We start from the raw sequence: 17871 nt of genomic DNA on the forward strand, positions 1-17871 counted from the left end.
TCAACACCTGAGTTACCCCCACCAATCACCGCAACACGTTTGCCTTTGAACAATGGACCATCACAGTGTGGGCAGTACGCGACACCACGGGTACGGTATTCTTGCTCACCCGGTACATTCATTTCTCTCCAACGTGCACCTGTTGAAAGGATCACAGTTTTCGATTCAAGTTTAGCACCGTTTTCAAGTTCAACTTCAACCAGACCATTTGCAGTTTGGTTGGCACCTGTGATTTTGCTAACACGTTGCAGGTTCATGATATCGACATCGTATTCACGAACGTGTGCTTCCATCTCGGCAGCAAACTTAGGACCTTGTGTCTTTTGTACAGACGTGAAGTTTTCAATGTCCATGGTATCCATCACCTGACCACCGCAGCGTTCAGCCACGATACCTGTGTTAATGCCCTTACGTGCTGCATAGATTGCTGCTGTTGCACCCGCAGGACCACCACCAATCACTAATACATCAAAAGCATCTTTGGCATTGAGTGCTGCTGCATCTTTTTCAGCTGAGTTGGTGTCAAGTTTTGCCACAATTTCTTCAAGGGTCATACGACCTTGACCAATGTGTTCATTGTCTTGGAATACCATTGGTACAGCCATGATTTTGCGTTGTTCAACTTCGTCTTGGAAGAATGAACCATCAATCATGGTAGCTGTGGTGTTCGGATTATAAATTGCGATCAGGTTAAGCGCCTGTACCACATCCGGACAGTTATGACAGCTTAGCGATACAAACACATCAAAGTTGGCTTTGAGGTTTAAGCCTTTAATCTGGTTGAGCACTTCATTTGACACTTTAGGTGCATAGCCAGACACTTGTAACAGAGCCAAGATCAAAGATGTAAACTCATGGCCCATTGGTAAGCCTGCAAAGAACACACGAGGTTGTTCACCTACTTTAGCCACACCAAAGCTTGGACGACGTGTATTGTTGCCATCAAAACGGGCAGTGACCTTGTCAGAAAGCTCGGCGATTTCAGTGACGAGTTCTTTAATTTGAGCAGCTTTATCTGATTCATCTAAAGCAGCCACTAATTCGATTGGACTTTCTAAACGTTCTAAGTAAGCTTTTAATTGAGTTTTAATGTTTTGATCTAACATCTGTTTTTTACTCCAATGCATCCAAATTCTTTCAATAGATGCATAGTACGTTAAAACACAAAATAGGTAAAACAGTATGTTTTTATATATTCAATCGGTTTTTTAGATTTTATTATTATTCACTTCAAATTAAAAAAAGCCAACCTGAACTCATCCAGCGCAGGTTTGCAAACTGGTTAAACTAGAGTAAGACCACACCAAATACAGCGCCAGCAATCAGGACATGCAAGGGATGAACTTTTTTAATTAAAGATAATAAAGTTGCAATGACTACCATAATAATGAGTAAAGTATTTATTGCCGCTGCCTCAGAAATAATCCACGCACTGGCAAGCACCGTTCCAACAGTGACAGGTTGTAAAGCAAGCTGTAAAACACGGCGCCATTTCTTATCTTTAAATTTTGACCAACCTCTCATTACAAACACAGTAATAATCGATGAAGGTAAAAATTTAGCAGTAGACGTTACCAGTAGACCAGACAACCCTGCTACATGCCACCCTACCAACGGTACAATCATCATATTTGGACCAGGTGCTGCTTGAGCCATAGCAAACAGAGCACTAAATTCTTGTGCCGTCATCCAATGGTGAACATCAACCACTTGGCGTTGCATTTCGGGCAAAATCGTATTCCCACCACCAAATGCAATAAGAGACAACTGAGTAAAAATGATCGCTAAAGTAAGTAGAACTGCGCCCATTACACACGTCTCCAAATGATGGCAGAATAGATCGATAACAAAATCACCATCGTTAAAAGTAGAGAAACTTTTAGAAAGGCAATACTGACAATTGCAGATACGACCACACACATCGCTAATGGATTACGTAATAATGGTTTAAGCATTTTCAAACCTGTTGCAACCAAAAGTCCTGCCGCCGCTGCTGCTAATCCTTCGAAAAGATGCTTAACCATAAGGTTGTCTTGGAACTGCTCATAGACATAGTGTAAAAGTACAACAATTATCGTAGGCGCAAGGATCAAGCCAATCAGTGAACTCACCGCTCCCCGAACACCGCGAAACTCCATACCAATCGCAACAGATAAATTAATGATATTGCCGCCTGGTAGGAATTGGCATAGACCCAGTAACTCAGTGAATTTTTCAGGACTTAGCCACTGCCTTTGCTCTACAACAACTTTACGTGCTAAAGGCAATACACCACCAAATCCAATTAAACCTAATGTTAAAAAACCTAAAAATAACTCCGTGCAGGTCGGTACGCTCTCCTTCTGCACGGCAATCTCAACATGGTTCATTTTCGTTACTTTTCACTTTATCTGACCAAGATAGAATGATACTTTTATGATATATCTACAAATGCTTTTATTTTCATTAACCATACCCTAAAGGTATTCCTATGCTAGATTTACATAAGCTTCATGCCTTTGTGGTGGTAATTGAAGAAAGAAATATTACTCATGCAGCAAACCGTTTGTTTATTCAACAACCGCCTCTAACGCGTTTACTCAAAAAACTTGAACAAGAACTCGGTACTCAATTACTTATTCGTCAACCGCGTGGAATTGAGCCGACAGAAGCAGGTTTAGCCTTATTTAAAGAAGCACAACTTTTATTAGAACATGCCAGACATATACCCCAATTAGTCCAAGATGTTAGCCAAGGTAAAACGGGACAACTTAATATTGGTTTTACTAGTTCAGCCGGCTTACATCCGCTTATCTCATTAGTATTACGTTCATATCGGGAAATATATCCAGGAGTACAAACCAAACTTGAAGAAGCAGGCAGTCAAAAACAACTGGACTGGTTAATTTCAGAAAAGCTAGATATTGCTTTTTTAAGAGCACCGATCAGCCGTGATATTGGGTTAAAACACTTACATATATTAGATGAGCCAATGGTGGTTGCATTGCCTATAGGACATCCTCTTACGCAAAAAGAGAAAATTAGTTTAAGTGACTTATCAGATGAGAATTTTGTTTTATACCGTCGTTCTTCTGGACAAGGTTTATATGACAATATTTTATATAGTTGCTATCAGGCAGGTTTTAGTCCACGCATTATTCAAGAAGCGCCGCGTCCTACCGCAACATTAAATTTGGTTGCTGCCGGAATTGGCATTACTATTGTGCCAGCCTCAATGCATAATTTTTGGGATCATGAAATTATTTATCGCGAGTTTGATCACTCAATAAAACTGAATGCACCCATTTACTTGATTACCAGAGAAAATGAAAATTCGGCCAAAGTTTCCAACTTTATTGAATTATTACAAAAACTATTACCTACAATGACTTAGTCTCAAAACACTCAATAAAAAGTGCTCTAACTAGAGCACTTTTTGGGATAAAACTTTTTATTTTTGATTTACTCGTTTTGATAGCTCTTCTGCCGATTCTTTCCGCTCCGAATAGCGATTGGTCAGGTACTGTTTTTGCCCGCGTGTTAATAAAGTGAATTTATAGAGTTCTTCCATTACATCAACAATTCGGTCAAAGTAAGAGGATGGTTTCATACTGCCATCTTCTTCAAACTCTAAAAAAGCTTTAGCAACAGAAGACTGATTTGGGATGGTAATCATGCGCATCCAACGTCCTAAAATACGCATTTGATTCACAGCATTAAAAGACTGTGAACCACCGCTGACTTGCATAACGGCTAAGGTTTTACCTTGTGTTGCACGTATTGCTCCGCCAGCTAAAGGAATCCAATCAATTTGAGCTTTTAAAATTGAACTCATTGCCCCGTGACGTTCAGGCGAACACCACACCATACCTTCTGACCAAGCCAAAAGTTCATGTAACTCTTGTACTTTTGGATGATCAGTTGCTGCATCTTCGGGCAAAGGCAAACCTTTAGGGTGAAAAATTTTGACTTCGGCACCTAGGTATTCAAGGATACGCCCAGCTGTTAGTACAGCAAAACGACTATAAGAGCGTTCACGATTCGAACCATATAACAGTAAAATACGGGGTGGATGTTCAAGCTGCTGTGCTTGTATTTGTTCGAATGTAGGCTTATCCAAAAGGTTAAGCTCTACATTTGCTAAATCATTATTAGAACTGTTCATGTGAGAAATACTTTTTCTTTAACCAAAGCGAAACTGAAACGAGTGAAATTAAAACCGGAACTTCAACCAATGGTCCAATTACTGTAGTAAAAGCAACCGGAGAAGCTAAGCCAAATGTTGCAATTGCAACTGCTAAAGCGAGCTCAAAATTGTTACCCGCTGCGGTAAATGAAATGGCAGTAGTACGTGGATAGTTATTCCCCATTCGTTTACTCATAAAGAAGCTGATAAAGAACATCACCACAAAGTAAATTGTTAGTGGGACAGCAATCAGTAATACATCTAGAGGTAAACTCACCACATCGCCACCTTTTAAACTAAACATGGCAACAATAGTAAAAAGTAAGGCGATTAGACTTAACGGGCTAATTTTTGGTAAAAACTTGGTTTGATACCAACTCAAACCTTTTGCCTTAACTAAAACTAGACGAGTCAAGAAACCCATTAAAAATGGAATACCCAAATACACCAATACAGCATGGGTAATGGTCCAAAAATCGACATTAATGACTTGTCCTGCCACACCAAAATAAGGTGGCAAAAAGGTTAGAAATAGCCATGCATAAGTGCTAAAGAATAAAATTTGGAAAATACTGTTAAAGGCAACTAGAGCAGCTACGTATTGGTTATCGCCACATGCCAAGCCATTCCAAACTAATACCATTGCAATACAACGTGCTAATCCAATAAGAATCAGACCCGTCATATATTCCGGATAGTTATGCAGAAAAATAATCGCTAAAGCAAACATTAAAACCGGAGCAATTAACCAGTTTTGTACTAAAGACAAAGCGAGAGTTTTCTTATCTTTAAAAACTTCTGGCAAAGCTGCATAGTCTACTTTTGCCAAAGGAGGATACATCATTAAAATTAAACCAATCGCAATTGGAATATTAACGTTATCTACACTGAGCTGATTTAAAGACACTGATGCTTGAGGAAAGAAAACACCAATGGCTACACCTAAAGCCATAGCAATAAAAATCCATAGCGTTAGGTTTCTATCTAAAAATGATAGCTTAGATTTGGCCATGTTATTCTCTTTAATCAATATGCGAGATTTGGTTAATTTCATTAATAAGTTGCGAACGGCTCAAATGTGCAACATCTAATGCAAATAAAGCATCTAAACGGCGGTTAATATGATTTACAGTATTTTGGAACGCCTTGAGTTTTTCTTCTTTTGGTAAGTCGAGATGTGACGGGTCACTTAAGCCCCAATGTGCTTTAATTGCGCCACCTAAATACAATGGGCATGCTTCTTGCGCTGCTGAGTCACAAACAGTAATTACTACATCTGGTTGATATTGCTCGCAATCATCAATCGTTTTACTCCATAAGCCATCTGTAGATAAACCTAAATTTTCAAGGGTTTCAATCGTTAACGGATGTACCTGACCAGAAGGTTTGCTGCCCGCACTATAAGCTTTCCACCCTTCTGGTGCGCGGCTATTAAATAAAACTTCTGACAAAATACTACGGCAACTATTACCCGTACATAGAAATAGAAATTTCATGATCTTTACTCACAAAAGGTAGAAATAGACCCTAGCCGACCAGACAATGGTTTCATTGCATCGTCATCTTGCTGCGCCAAAATATTCAAAATGTTGATTGCCCAGATCGGCAGCTCAGGATTAACGCTGTAATACACCCATTGTCCCTGTCTTGAATCAAGAAGCATGCCATGGGTGCGTAATAGGGCTAAATGTCGGGAAATTTTTGGTTGGCTCAACTCAAGCTGTTCGGTTAGCTCGCAGACACAAATATTTTGTTTGCTCAGAACTAACTTAAGAATGTTTAACCGAGTTTGATCAGAAAGACATTTAAAGAAATCGACTTGAGTGATCATATGTGCAGCCAATTATATTCGTTATTGCAAATATACGGATATCCATATATAAATGCAATATCTTAATTCAATGAATAATTATCATGGCGGAACTAGTGAAGATTTATCATAACCCTGCATGTGGCACATCGCGCAATACATTGGAACTCATTCGTCATGCGGGGTTTGAGCCTATAGTGATTGAATATTTAAAAACACCACCAAGTAAAGATGAGCTAATCCAACTCATTAAGGATTCAAACTTAACCGTACGTGAAGCAATCCGTAAAAATGTTGATCCGTATAAAGATTTAGAGTTGGAACAAGCCCATTGGACTGATGAGCAATTAATTGAGTTTATGGTGCAATATCCAATTTTAATTAATCGCCCATTTGTGGTTACACCAAAAGGCACACGTCTTTGCCGCCCTTCTGAGGTTGTATTGGATATTTTAGATTCACAAAACTTAGGCTATTTTGCAAAAGAAGATGGTGAAGTCATTATTGATGAGCAAGGCCGTCGTATAAAATAATTGAAGACACTCATCAATATAAAAAGCTAAATGGCACAACACCATTTAGCTTTTTTGAGTGAAACGGGTTAAAAATAAGACTTAATAAAAGGAAGAAGTTGCTCTCCGACTACCATGCCCAATAACCCTACTAATGCAACAAGAGGCGGAGCCGGTGACTTAACATTTAAAACATAATATAAGACACCAACGAGCAGCCCTACAGCCAAAGATAACAAGTACATTTTCATCGTACATACCTTAGGGAAGCAAGCCATTTAATGACAGGTTCCCATACTGTTTTATTTAAAATGCAAAACAAGAACACCCGAGTGCACCCCAGAAAGATTTTTTATCCTTATCATTTACAGGAACATCAAGCATCCAAGAGTGGCTATGCCCATGCATGCCACAACTGCTAGCACATTCACACAATGCACTTTTTGACTGTAATGATTGATTCGAAGGTGCATTACGATTTTCAGATAAACGCCACTGACCACCAAAGCGTTTTACTGGCGACCATGTTGGTGATGCTGGCGGTAACGGCGGATCTTCTCGCTTGAATTCTGCTCCTGCATATACCACTTTTCCGCCTAAAACAGTGAGTACAGACTCAATCCACTGGATATCTTCTGCTTCAACCTTAAAGTAGTCATCGGACAGCACAACTAAGTCAGCAAGTTCACCTGTTGTGAGTGAACCTTTGATATCTTTTTCACCTGAGAACCAAGCCGAACCTTTAGTCCAGAGTTTGAGTGCAGTTTGTCGATCTAATAGATTTTTTTCATCATATAAAGGTAAACCACCAACTGTTTTACCAGTACTTAGCCAATACAAACAAATCCAAGGGTTATAGGATGCAACACGGGTCGCATCTGTGCCCGCACCCACAGGAACACCGAGTTCTAGCATTTTCTTGACGGGTGGCGTTGCTTGAGCAGCTTCGGCTCCATAGCGTTTTACGAAAATCTCACCTTGATATGCCATACGGTGTTGAATGGCGATACCACCACCCAACGCACCTATACGTTCGATATTACGCTCAGATACGGTTTCGGCATGATCAATAATAAATCGAGTTGCAAATGGCTGTTTTGAATTTACTTTCTCAAATACATTGAGCAAACGATTAATACTTTCATCATAGGTTGCATGAATACGGAATGGCCATTTCTTATCAGCTAAATGTTCAACAATGGCTTCGAGTTCGCCTTCCATTTTTTCCGGTAAATCCGGACGTGGCTCATAGAAATCTTCGAAGTCACCTGCCGACCAAGTCAGGTTCTCACCTGCTCCATTCATTCTAAATAATTCATCACCATCGCCCGGAAATGTCATTTCTGTCCAACGGCGATAATCATCAAGCTCTTGGCCTGCTTTTTGAGCAAATAGGTTATAAGCAATTCGAACCGTCATTTGATTTTGGTCATGTAATTGCTTAATCACATCATAATCTTCAGGATAATTTTGACCGCCGCCACCTGCATCAATTGCAGAAGTAATACCTAATCGGTTCAACTCACGCATGAAATGACGAGTTGAATTAACTTGATCTTCAACTGGCAATTTCGGCGCTTTACCTAGGGTCGAATATAAAATCATAGCGGATGGCGTTGCGAGCAACAGACCTGTTGGCTCACCTTTTTCATCACGTACAATTTTGCCACCTGGCGGGTCTGGCGTGTCTTTGTTAAAGCCTAATACATCAAGCGCAGCTCGGTTCAACAAGGCACTGGCATATAAATGTAAAACAAAGACTGGAGTATCTGGCGCAGCTTTATTAATTTCTTCTAAAGTGGGTAAACGCTTTTCGGCAAACTGGAATTCAGTCCATCCGCCTACGACACGGACCCATTGTGGAGCTGGCGTATTATCTGCTTGCTCTTTAAGTAAACGTAGTGCATCTGCAACGGATGGTACACCTTCCCAGCGCAGCTCCATATTGTAATTTAGGCCACCACGAATAATATGCAGATGACTGTCATTTAGACCCGGTATAACGCGACGACCATTTAAGTCTACGACTTTACTTGTTGGTGTTGCGAGCTTCATAACCTCATCATTTGTACCCGTACGTACGACTTTACCGTCTGCAATCGCAATTGCTTGTACTTCGGGGTTCTGAGGATCTAGTGTTGTGATTTTACCGTTTATGAGTATGAGGTTTATTTCGGTCATTCTGAACTCCATTCTTGTGAATTATCGTTCTAAAAAATAAAGGCATATCTGTATTAATATCACTTAAATATTGAATACTAGACATGCCTTTACCTAAATCAGTACTGTTTTATTTTGCAGAAACTGGTGCAATTACTTCGTGTTTTGAAGTTGTACGTTCAGGCGCCTTATGTACCATCGTATAGGCATAGTCTACACCCATACCATAAGCACCAGAGTGCTCGCGTACAATTGCCATGACTGCATCATACGTATCACGGTGTGCCCAATCACGTTGCCATTCGAGTAAGACTTGTTGCCAAGTTACCGGAACAACACCTGCTTGAATCATACGTTGCATGGCATAGTCATGTGCTTCTTTCGATGTACCACCTGACGCATCTGCCACCATATAAATTTCATAATCGCCTTCAAGCATGGCACCAAAAGCAAAAGTGTTATTGCACACTTCAGTCCACAAACCTGAAACAATCACTTTTTTACGATTATTTTTTGCAAGCGAATCACGTACTTTTTGGTCATCCCATGAATTCATTGAAGTACGTTCTAGTAAAGGAGCATCTGGAAATACATCTAAAAGTTCTGGATAGGTATGACCAGAGAAGCTTTCAGTTTCAACCGTAGTAATGGTGACAGGAATATTGAATGTTTTAGCTGCTTTTGCCAATCCTACCGTATTATTTTTTAATACTTGGCGGTCTATTGACTGTACCCCAAAAGCCATTTGTGGCTGATGATCAATAAAAATAACCTGACAATTTGTTGGTGAAAGTTGTTCTAAAAGTGACTTATTCATGGGTAAATTCCTTATGAGTAATGCATTAAAATTGCTTACAGGTCATTATCAAAACAGATAAAAATGTAAAAAAATAGACAGTAAATCAGCTCGAATCTGTATGCTGTACGAATACAATAAAATCAATGATTGCTTTTTAATTTTTATAGTTTAATCATTGATATATATTTTTTTAACTTTTGCTTATCCATGGATCGATTAGACTGTATTTCCACTTTTGTAAGTGTCGTAGAACGTGGGAATTTTAGTAGCGCAGCCAGAGCACTCGACATCTCTCGTGACTTGGTTGCCAAACGTGTTTGCTACCTCGAAAATGACCTAAAAACTACACTGTTAACCCGAACCACAAGACAGATGAACCTCACCTCTTGTGGAGAAAAATTTTATCAACATAGCAAAGTCATTTTAAGTGAGTTTGAATGGGCTGCCTATGAAATTAGCTATAACCAGCAGTACCCAGAAGGCGAACTCAAGCTCAATACACCAATGTCTTTTAGCAATATTTTTCTTCAAAATATCATTTCAGATTTTATTGAGAAATATCCCAGCATCAAAATTGATTTATTCATGACTGATCAACTACTAGACATGAATAATAATAAATTTGATTTAACTATTCGTGTAGATGGCTCTCCTCCAAACTTAGCAAATAGTAAGATATTAAATACCTATCAGCGCTATCTATATGCGACACCTGAGTATTTCAATCAGCATGGATTACCAGACTCATTAGAGGAACTTAAAGAACATAAGTTTCTGATTTATTATCAGGATAGCCGACATAAGAAATTGATTTTCCAAAAAGATCAGAAAGAAGTGTCGTTCAATTGCTTCCCAGTGATGACCTGTAATAATGGTGAATTATTATTAGATATGTGCCTAAAAGACCACGGCATTGTTTTTCTTCCAGAGTTTATTGCTGAACCTTACTACAAAGAAGGTAAATTACAGAAGTGTTTGGAGGACTACACCAGTCAACCCCTTCACTTATATGTGACATGGCCAAACCGTAAAATTCTATCGAAGAAAGTAAAACTATTTATTGATTTTCTGACGCAACAAATCATTCCTATAAAATAACCAATCTGGGCCTTTTCCGGAAGAATTGGCCCATTATTTTTTAGTTAGTTTAAATGGTTTCAATCTTCTTATTTTTAAATAAATTTAATAAATTTTGATCTGCTGTTGATGTGCTGTCTTCTTCAACAAATGTCGTCGCGTAGTGTTCTAAATGCTCTTCCATCAATTGAGTTGCTCGCTTTTCATCGCCTTGCTCAATGGCATTTAAAATTGCACGATGTTCATCTGCCGAACAATTATTATGTTTGGGAATTTCATATAACCCAATTAATAACGAAGTTCTGGCAATAAGCGTCTGCAAATAACTGGTCATAATCGTATTTTGATTTGCTTCAATCAGCTTTAAATGAAATTGCCCTGATAGCTTAATCCACTCGGCCCAATTGCCAACTAAACGCTCATGAGACTCTTGATCTACTAAACCTCGAAGCTCACTAAAATCTAGACTATGTGACTTTTGAGCTAGCTTTTTTACAGTAGCGATTTCAAGCATGCTGCGTGCTTCAAAGACCTCTTTTGTTTCATGAGCACTATGTTTTGCGATGAGTGCTCCACGATTGGGCTGAATTTCGATGACCTTATCATGGGCAAGTTTGACGAAAACACGTCTTAACACTCCTCGCGTTACACCGAATGCTTCACACAAAGGTGCTTCAACTAAACGCGCGCCAGGGGCAAGTTGTCGATTTAAAATAGCATCTACAATAGCGTTATATATATGGTCATCAATTTCATCATTGCTCATTTCTACGGCTTTTTTTGGTGCATTCGATGGCATTGATTTCTCCATTTTTATTGATGCCCCCTCTTTTTAAAACTTTATCTAATGACAATAGTGTAAGTTTAACTTAAGCGTTTTGGAATATCGCTCTCATTCCCAAAACACTTATGTTGAGCTAAACAATTCAATATTAGATCTCTAAATATCTACTTATATACCTAAATTTACTTAGTTTTTATAAAAAATTAAGCACTTCTCATGTTATACATTTGTCTCTGCATATCCAAAATTCATACCAGTTTAAATAACTCATAAGCGCTATTTCCCAAATTTGGCATAACTTTTGCTCAATTAATATTGTGCACAATTTAAATATCACATTGTACACAATTTTAATTTCATTCTTTTAGACAGAAAAACAATGCTGCTGAAAGTGCCTCCATCTTAAGGAAGTGAGTGTTCAAGATGAATAATACCGAAGCAATAATTAAACCTTCTTATGATGCAAAACTGACAAATCAAGACTTAGCTCCTTTAAAAAAGCAAACATGGGGCGCTTATAATATTTTTGCTTTCTGGATGTCTGATGTTCATAGTGTCGGCGGTTATGTCATGGCTGGAAGCCTTTTTGCACTTGGGCTGAACAGCTGGCAGGTACTTTTATCTTTACTCATCGGCATTGCCATAGTTCAGTTTTTTACAAACCTGATTGCCAAGTCTAGCCAACAAACTGGTACGCCCTATCCTGTTATTTGCCGCGCAACCTTCGGTGTGCTTGGTGCAAATATTCCTGCCGTTATTCGTGGTCTTATTGCTGTCGCGTGGTATGGCATTCAAACTTATTTGGCCTCAAGTGCTTTCTTATTGGTCATTTTAAAGTTCTTTCCAGAATGGTCGGTCTATGCCGATGTTTCAACTTATGGCTTTCTTGGACTTTCCTATTTAGGATGGGTTGGATTCATGCTGCTTTGGCTACTGCAAGCGATTGTTTTTTGGTCTGGCATGGACAGTATTCGTAAATTCATTGACTGGGCAGGTCCAGCTGTTTACATCGTAATGTTTGCAATGGCAGTATGGCTCATCTGGAAAGCTGGATGGCAGAATATTGATTTAAACTTGAGCGGTGTTCAATACGACGGTTTTGCGGTTGTACCCGTCATGATTGGTGCTATTGCGCTTGTTGTCTCATATTTTTCAGGGCCTATGCTGAACTTTGGCGACTTCTCTCGTTATGGCAAAAGCTTTAACGCGATTAAAATGGGTAACTTTCTTGGGCTACCGATTAATTTCTTAGGCTTTTCTTTACTTACTGTGGTGTGTATTGCGGCAACGCTTCCAGTCTACGGCAAGCTCATTACAGACCCTGTCGAGATGGTCGGTAAACTGGATAACACCTTTGTGGTGATTTTAGGCAGTTTAACCTTAATGATTGCCACTATCGGGATTAATATTGTCGCTAACTTTGTTTCTCCAGCCTTTGATTTTTCTAATGTTTCACCGAGTAAAATTAGCTGGCGCATGGGTGGAATGATTGCAGCAGTGGGTTCGATTTTTATCACCCCATGGAATTTATTTAATAACCCTCAAGTGATCCATTACACCATTGATATTTTAGGTGCATTTATTGGTCCACTTTTTGGTGTCTTGCTCGCCGATTTTTATCTCATTAAAAAACAGAAAATCGTGGTAGATGATTTATATACCTTAGATACCAAAGGTTCATATTGGTACAAAAATGGTTATAACCACTCTGCCTTTTATGCCTTAATTCCAGCTTCATTAATTCCTATTCTCTGCGTACTTTTACCACAACTGTCTGGGCTGGCTAATTTCACATGGTTTATTGGGATGGGATTCGGTTTTGTCATTTACCGATTTCTTAACCAACCACTTGCACATGCTAAATCGGCAATGACTAAGGTAAAAGTATAATGAAAATTAAAATTATTAACCCTAATACCACGCAAAGCATGACCGATAAAATTGCTACATCAGCAAAGATAGTTGCAGGTTCTGATACTCAAATTATTGCAGTGAGTCCTCAAATGGGCCCTGCAACGATTGAAAGTTATTATGATGAAGCCCTAAGTGCAGTAGGTGTGCTGGAGGAAATTCGCCAAGGTGAACATCTAAGTGTAGATGCTTATGTTATTGCCTGTTTTGGTGACCCTGCACTTTATGCTGCCCGTGAAATGACTTCAGCACCTGTTATTGGGATTGCAGAAGCAGCTATGAGAACTGCGAGTTATGTTAGTACTGGTTTTAGTGTGGTCACAACCTTACAACGCACTGTGAATATGAGCTGGTATCTAGCTCATCGCTATGGGGCTACACCATTTTGCAAAAATGTTCGGGCTTGTGACATTGCAGTTGAAGAATTGGAGCTTTCTGACTCAGATGCTTATCGAACCATACGAGATGAATGCAAAAAAGCACTAGCGGAAGATAAAAGCGATGCGATTGTTTTGGGCTGTGCAGGCATGAGTGATTTATGTCTAAAACTACAAAATGAATTGGGAGTGATTGTTATTGACGGCGTTGCAGCAGCAGTTAAACAAGCTGAAATGTTAGTCCAGTTAAATTTAAAAACTAGCAAAGTTGGTGATTGGGCCTCACCTCCTGTAAAGAACTACACAGGCATATTATCAGGATTTGGAATGCGCTAAAGAGTTATTGTTTCAATTCCAGCTCAAAATTCAGAGTTGGAATTGAAACAAAGAATAATCAAAAGAATTAAGTCTCTGCTAACTCTGGCTTTTGTTCATTTTTATAAAATGGCACATCACCGTTAATAGTTGCACGGTGCATGATGCGATGGGCATCGCCATAATCAAATAATGCTTTATGTTGCGTACAACGGTTATCCCAAATCGCGACATCACCATCTTGCCATTTCCAGCGTAAATGAAACTTCTCTTGAGTTGCATGTTCAAACAAGAAATTAAGTAACTGTTCGCTTTCTTGTTCAGCTAACTCATTAATTTGAGTGGTAAAGCCTTCACTTATAAACAACAAAGGCTCACCTGTAACCGGATGGGTACGCACCACGGGGTGAACCACTGGCGGATTACGCTTAAATGTTTGCAAAAGCTTTTCTCGCTCTTCTTCGTTATGAGCAAAACGTTCAAGTGGAAAAGACTTACGAATATCGTGTGTTGCAGTTAAGCCACGTAATTTTTGCTGTAACTCAAGCGGAAGCCCTTTAAAAGCTGCGGTATTACTCGACCACAAGGTGTCACCGCCTACAGGTGGAATTTTAATGGCTTGTAAAACACAGCCCAAAGGTGGGGTCTTACTAAAAGTCACATCTGTGTGCCAAAGCTCATTGTCACGTAAATCCTGTTTCCAACTGTCGAGTACCATCACTTCAGGCACCTCTTCAATAGAAGGATAAATCGGGTGCACATGTAAAGTGCCGAAACTACGTGCCAAGTCAGCTTGTGCTTGTGGTGCCAATTTTTGCTTTCGAAAAAAAATGACCTGATGATCAAGTAAAGCCTGCTGGATTTGTTGCGTCGTGTGTTCATTTAACGCATTCAAATCGACATCATGAATAATTGCGCCAATGGTAGGCTTGATCACTTCAATATTTAAATTTGCTACGACTGTATTCATCTTCTTTACTACAACTGCTGACCATACCAAGGAGAAAACTGTTTTTGTAACCAACGTAAAAACAGCTCAAAACTAACTGCGACAATCGCAATCACAATAATGCCCAGAATCACCGTATCGGTAATTAAGAACTGCGCTGCTGATTGCACCATAAAACCAATACCACGATCTGCTGCAACTAACTCTGCTGCAACTAATGTTGACCAGCCCACCCCGAGACCAATACGAATACCTGTAATAATATGAGGTAAAGCGGTTGGTAAAATCACATGCCAAAAGACTTGTGCCTGACTTGCTCCTAGCGACAGTGCAGCACGCTCACGATTAAGCTGATGGCTTAACACACCATGCGCACTACTAATAATGACAGGCGCCAAAATCGAGAAGAAAATCAAAAGTACTTTTGTGGTTTCGCCAATACCAAACCAGATCACCAGTAATGGCAAATAAGCTAACGGTGGAATTGGACGTAATAATTCAACTAAAGGATCTAGAACAGCACGGACCCATTTGTTCAAACCCATCCATAAACCCAATGGAACACCAATCACTACAGCAGCAATCAAAGCTAAAAATACTCGAGAGATACTGGCTGCTAAGTGTTGCCACAAAGTTGCTTTCATAAAGCCTTCTTGGCTGACCGATATAAATTTCTGCCATACGGCCTGTGGACTCGGTAAAAATAGCTCAGGTACGATATGCAAAGCAGTAATGAGAAACCAAAGCGCAACCACACTTCCCACACTGATTATGCTAACCGCCAAAGTGCGATGCTTCTCAAAAAATGACAATAAAAATGAAGCTTTTTCTGATTGTGCATCTGGCTTAAGTTTTAGCTCTGTTTTGTCATATTCATAGACGTTATCTTTAGTGTTCATGTAGGTAACGCCTCCTTACCGCTTTGTTTTTGTGCCCTTAAAGTTTCAAATAGCTGTTCTCTGAGCTGAATAAATTGAAGGTCCGATTTAATCGAGCGAATAGACTCACCCTGACGATATCGTTCAGCAAAATCGAGATGTAGAGTTTCTACAATTTTGCCTGGATGCGCTGTCATCAGAACTAACTGATTGCTGAGCAATAATGCTTCTTCAATGTCATGCGTAATTAAAAAGAAACTTTTATTTTGCTGAATCCATAAATCGAGCACTAACTGCTGCATGTTTTCACGTGTAAAAGCATCTAATGCAGCAAAAGGTTCATCTAATAAAATAAACGGCGCGTGACTGATCAAAGCTCTGGCAATACCAACACGTTGTTTCATACCACCGGAAAGTTCCCAAATATTGGCTTTTTCAACGTGACTTAAACCTACAATTTTTAAAATTGCGTTCACTTGAGCTTCGATATCTGCGCGCTTTAAACCTTTTAACTGCAAAGCGAAACCAACATTATCTGCAACATTCAACCAAGGAAGGAGTGCATGATCCTGAAATACCACAGCGCGGGTTACATCTGGTCCATTTACCACTTCATGATTTACAAGCACATCACCTGAACTCGGTTTTTGAAAGCCTGCCAAGATATTAAGCAAAGTTGTTTTGCCACAACCTGACTCGCCCAAAATCACGGTTAAAGAACCTTCTTCAATCGTTAGGTTAATGTCTTGTAAAACTGGCTTTTGTTGTTTAGGAAAAGTCAGATGAATATGTTTGGCTTCTAGTACACTCATGACAACTCCTTAAGGCTGCAAAAATGAAGAATTCACGTTGCCTTTATAATCGGCTTTCAGTTGATCGACTTTGCCCTGACCTTTTAAGAACTTCGCTGTATCAAAAATATTTTGCGCAAATTCACCATCTAACGTTTGTTTTTGCTGAGCGTGGTCTAGGTAAATATTTCCACTTAATAAAAGCGGGATATCTTTTGGATCGGAACCTGTGAGCTGCGCAATTTTTTGCACATTATCGGCATCTTTAACGTAAGCGGCTGGGTCTTGATTATATTTTTCAAGCTGCTCAAGCGTAGTTTGGACAAAAGCTTTTAAGAAGTCAGGATTTTTCTCTGCAAAGTCTTTACGTACTACCCATAAATCATAAGTTGGAGCGCCCCATTCACCGACTTGTTTTGAGTCAGTTAAGACTGTGCCAGATGCTTTGGCTTTACTTAAAGCAGGTTCCCACACATAGGCAGCATCAATGTCACCACGTTCCCAAGCAGCTGAAATTTCAGGTGGACGCAAGTTAATAATTTTTACTTTATCTTCTGGAATATTCCAATGTTTCAGTGCAGACAAAAGGCTGTAATGTGTGGTTGAAACAAACGGTACAGCAATGGTTTTGCCAATTAAATCTTGAGGGCTTTTAATCCCTGATTTATTACTCACCACGAGTGCTTCAGATGCACCAAGTTTTGAAGTAATTAAGAATACTTCAATCGGTAAATCACGGCTGGCCGCAGCAGCAAGTGGGCTTGAGCCAATATTGCCAAGTACCACGTCGCCCGAGGCAAGTGCATTAACTACATCTGAACCCGCATCAAATTTTTTCCATTGAATGTTACGTTGGCTATGTTTTTCATACTCCCCATTCGCCTGCGCCACTTTGCTTGGGTCAACTCCAGTTTGATAAGCAATCACAACAGGTTTGTTGTCACGAACTGAAGCACTTGTATTATTGTCTTTTTTATTTTGCCATACGATAAATGCAACAATTGCGACTACTACAATTGCCGTGATAATCAACGGTTTGGTCTTCGTGCTCATAATTTCATGATCTTTCAATAATATAAGCTCATGGTATTCAGCCGGCTTTATAATGAAAAATAAAAAAATATGAGTTGCTTATCTAATTTTTATAAATAACTTTTCCTTATAAGTTTTTATCTTTTGGTAAAAAACAAATTTTAAGCAATCATATAGATTAACGGTAAAATTAAAATACTTATATATCAATAATTAAAAACGATATTCACAAAAGATAAGATGAGAAAAGGCTGACACACATCCTGTAAGTATTTTATCCTACTCATTTCATCATTTTTATTTTTGCTTAT

The 17871-nt window shown here is 39.3% G+C and carries 20 protein-coding genes; 5 read left to right on the forward strand and 15 right to left on the reverse strand.

The window, feature by feature from the left end; translation table 11 throughout:
• From ahpF to ACT53H_RS13420, 3 genes are all read right to left on the reverse strand, one after another.
• A partial coding sequence (gene ahpF, locus ACT53H_RS13410) for an alkyl hydroperoxide reductase subunit F (protein ID WP_476009384.1) occupies positions 1-1106 on the reverse strand: 1106 nt, incomplete at its 3' end.
• 181 nt (positions 1107-1287) lie between these two features.
• A complete protein-coding gene (locus tag ACT53H_RS13415) occupies positions 1288-1809 on the reverse strand; it encodes a chromate transporter (RefSeq protein ID WP_476009385.1) in 522 nt (173 codons plus the stop codon).
• Positions 1809-2369 carry a chromate transporter gene (locus ACT53H_RS13420; RefSeq protein ID WP_004792911.1) on the reverse strand — a complete coding sequence of 187 codons (561 nt, stop codon included), beginning with the start codon at positions 2367-2369 and terminating at the stop codon, positions 1809-1811. Before ACT53H_RS13420 ends, ACT53H_RS13415 begins: the two co-directional genes overlap by 1 nt.
• Before the next feature lie 101 nt (positions 2370-2470).
• Here ACT53H_RS13420 and ACT53H_RS13425 point away from each other — a divergent pair, with 101 nt between their 5' ends.
• Entirely contained in the window at positions 2471-3373 is a 903-nt protein-coding gene (locus ACT53H_RS13425; protein ID WP_004792913.1) for a LysR family transcriptional regulator, read from the forward strand.
• 57 nt (positions 3374-3430) lie between these two features.
• Here ACT53H_RS13425 and arsH read toward each other — a convergent pair whose 3' ends face one another.
• From arsH to ACT53H_RS13445, 4 genes are read right to left on the reverse strand one after another with little or no spacing between them, the layout of a single operon-like run.
• Positions 3431-4144 carry an arsenical resistance protein ArsH gene (gene arsH, locus ACT53H_RS13430; protein WP_174758512.1) on the reverse strand — a complete coding sequence of 238 codons (714 nt, stop codon included), beginning with the start codon at positions 4142-4144 and terminating at the stop codon, positions 3431-3433.
• On the reverse strand, positions 4131-5177 hold the full coding sequence (arsB, locus tag ACT53H_RS13435) for an ACR3 family arsenite efflux transporter (protein WP_004792917.1): 1047 nt from the start codon (positions 5175-5177) through the stop codon (positions 4131-4133). The genes arsH and arsB overlap by 14 nt, the downstream gene beginning before the upstream one ends.
• A gap of 10 nt (positions 5178-5187) precedes the next feature.
• Positions 5188-5661 carry an arsenate reductase ArsC gene (locus ACT53H_RS13440; protein ID WP_125699479.1) on the reverse strand — a complete coding sequence of 158 codons (474 nt, stop codon included), beginning with the start codon at positions 5659-5661 and terminating at the stop codon, positions 5188-5190.
• A 5-nt stretch (positions 5662-5666) separates the two neighbouring features.
• Positions 5667-5996, reverse strand: coding sequence for a metalloregulator ArsR/SmtB family transcription factor (locus ACT53H_RS13445; protein ID WP_004792919.1), 330 nt, complete (start codon positions 5994-5996; stop codon positions 5667-5669).
• A gap of 83 nt (positions 5997-6079) precedes the next feature.
• Here ACT53H_RS13445 and arsC point away from each other — a divergent pair, with 83 nt between their 5' ends.
• Positions 6080-6508, forward strand: a complete 429-nt coding sequence (gene arsC, locus ACT53H_RS13450) for an arsenate reductase (glutaredoxin) (protein WP_312823803.1) — start codon at positions 6080-6082, stop codon at positions 6506-6508.
• Between the two features lie 68 nt (positions 6509-6576).
• Here the strand turns inward: arsC and ACT53H_RS13455 are convergent, their stop codons facing one another.
• The 3 genes from ACT53H_RS13455 to ACT53H_RS13465 form a co-directional block, all read right to left on the reverse strand.
• Positions 6577-6738 carry a DUF1427 family protein gene (locus ACT53H_RS13455; RefSeq protein WP_016141301.1) on the reverse strand — a complete coding sequence of 54 codons (162 nt, stop codon included), beginning with the start codon at positions 6736-6738 and terminating at the stop codon, positions 6577-6579.
• A gap of 55 nt (positions 6739-6793) precedes the next feature.
• Positions 6794-8668, reverse strand: a complete 1875-nt coding sequence (locus ACT53H_RS13460) for an amidohydrolase (protein WP_476009386.1) — start codon at positions 8666-8668, stop codon at positions 6794-6796.
• A gap of 109 nt (positions 8669-8777) precedes the next feature.
• Positions 8778-9464: a hydrolase gene (locus tag ACT53H_RS13465; RefSeq protein ID WP_476009387.1), complete on the reverse strand. Its 687-nt coding sequence runs from the start codon at positions 9462-9464 to the stop codon at positions 8778-8780.
• 189 nt (positions 9465-9653) lie between these two features.
• Here ACT53H_RS13465 and ACT53H_RS13470 point away from each other — a divergent pair, with 189 nt between their 5' ends.
• Positions 9654-10544 (forward strand): LysR family transcriptional regulator, encoded by an 891-nt coding sequence (locus ACT53H_RS13470; protein ID WP_476009388.1) that lies wholly within the window; start codon positions 9654-9656, stop codon positions 10542-10544.
• Between the two features lie 49 nt (positions 10545-10593).
• On the opposite strand, the gene ACT53H_RS13475 is transcribed toward ACT53H_RS13470, so the two are convergent.
• Entirely contained in the window at positions 10594-11334 is a 741-nt protein-coding gene (locus tag ACT53H_RS13475) for a GntR family transcriptional regulator (RefSeq protein WP_353154475.1), read from the reverse strand.
• A 396-nt stretch (positions 11335-11730) separates the two neighbouring features.
• Here ACT53H_RS13475 and ACT53H_RS13480 point away from each other — a divergent pair, with 396 nt between their 5' ends.
• Together ACT53H_RS13480 and ACT53H_RS13485 are read left to right on the forward strand one after the other, a co-directional pair.
• Entirely contained in the window at positions 11731-13197 is a 1467-nt protein-coding gene (locus ACT53H_RS13480) for an NCS1 family nucleobase:cation symporter-1 (protein WP_476009389.1), read from the forward strand.
• A complete protein-coding gene (locus ACT53H_RS13485; protein ID WP_476009390.1) occupies positions 13197-13931 on the forward strand; it encodes an aspartate/glutamate racemase family protein in 735 nt (244 codons plus the stop codon). The genes ACT53H_RS13480 and ACT53H_RS13485 overlap by 1 nt, the downstream gene beginning before the upstream one ends.
• 67 nt (positions 13932-13998) lie before the next feature.
• Here the strand turns inward: ACT53H_RS13485 and tauD are convergent, their stop codons facing one another.
• The 4 genes from tauD to tauA are packed head-to-tail and all read right to left on the reverse strand — an operon-like array spanning position 13999 to position 17599.
• Positions 13999-14880, reverse strand: coding sequence for a taurine dioxygenase (gene tauD / locus ACT53H_RS13490; protein ID WP_174758966.1), 882 nt, complete (start codon positions 14878-14880; stop codon positions 13999-14001).
• An 8-nt stretch (positions 14881-14888) separates the two neighbouring features.
• Positions 14889-15758: a taurine ABC transporter permease TauC gene (gene tauC, locus ACT53H_RS13495; protein ID WP_004792938.1), complete on the reverse strand. Its 870-nt coding sequence runs from the start codon at positions 15756-15758 to the stop codon at positions 14889-14891.
• Positions 15755-16549: a taurine ABC transporter ATP-binding protein gene (locus ACT53H_RS13500; protein WP_476009391.1), complete on the reverse strand. Its 795-nt coding sequence runs from the start codon at positions 16547-16549 to the stop codon at positions 15755-15757. Before ACT53H_RS13500 ends, tauC begins: the two co-directional genes overlap by 4 nt.
• 9 nt (positions 16550-16558) lie before the next feature.
• Positions 16559-17599 carry a taurine ABC transporter substrate-binding protein gene (gene tauA, locus ACT53H_RS13505; protein ID WP_004792942.1) on the reverse strand — a complete coding sequence of 347 codons (1041 nt, stop codon included), beginning with the start codon at positions 17597-17599 and terminating at the stop codon, positions 16559-16561.
• Between the last annotated feature and the right edge of the window lie 272 nt (positions 17600-17871).

The sequence above is a fragment of the Acinetobacter sp. DMC2 genome (assembly GCF_056314305.1).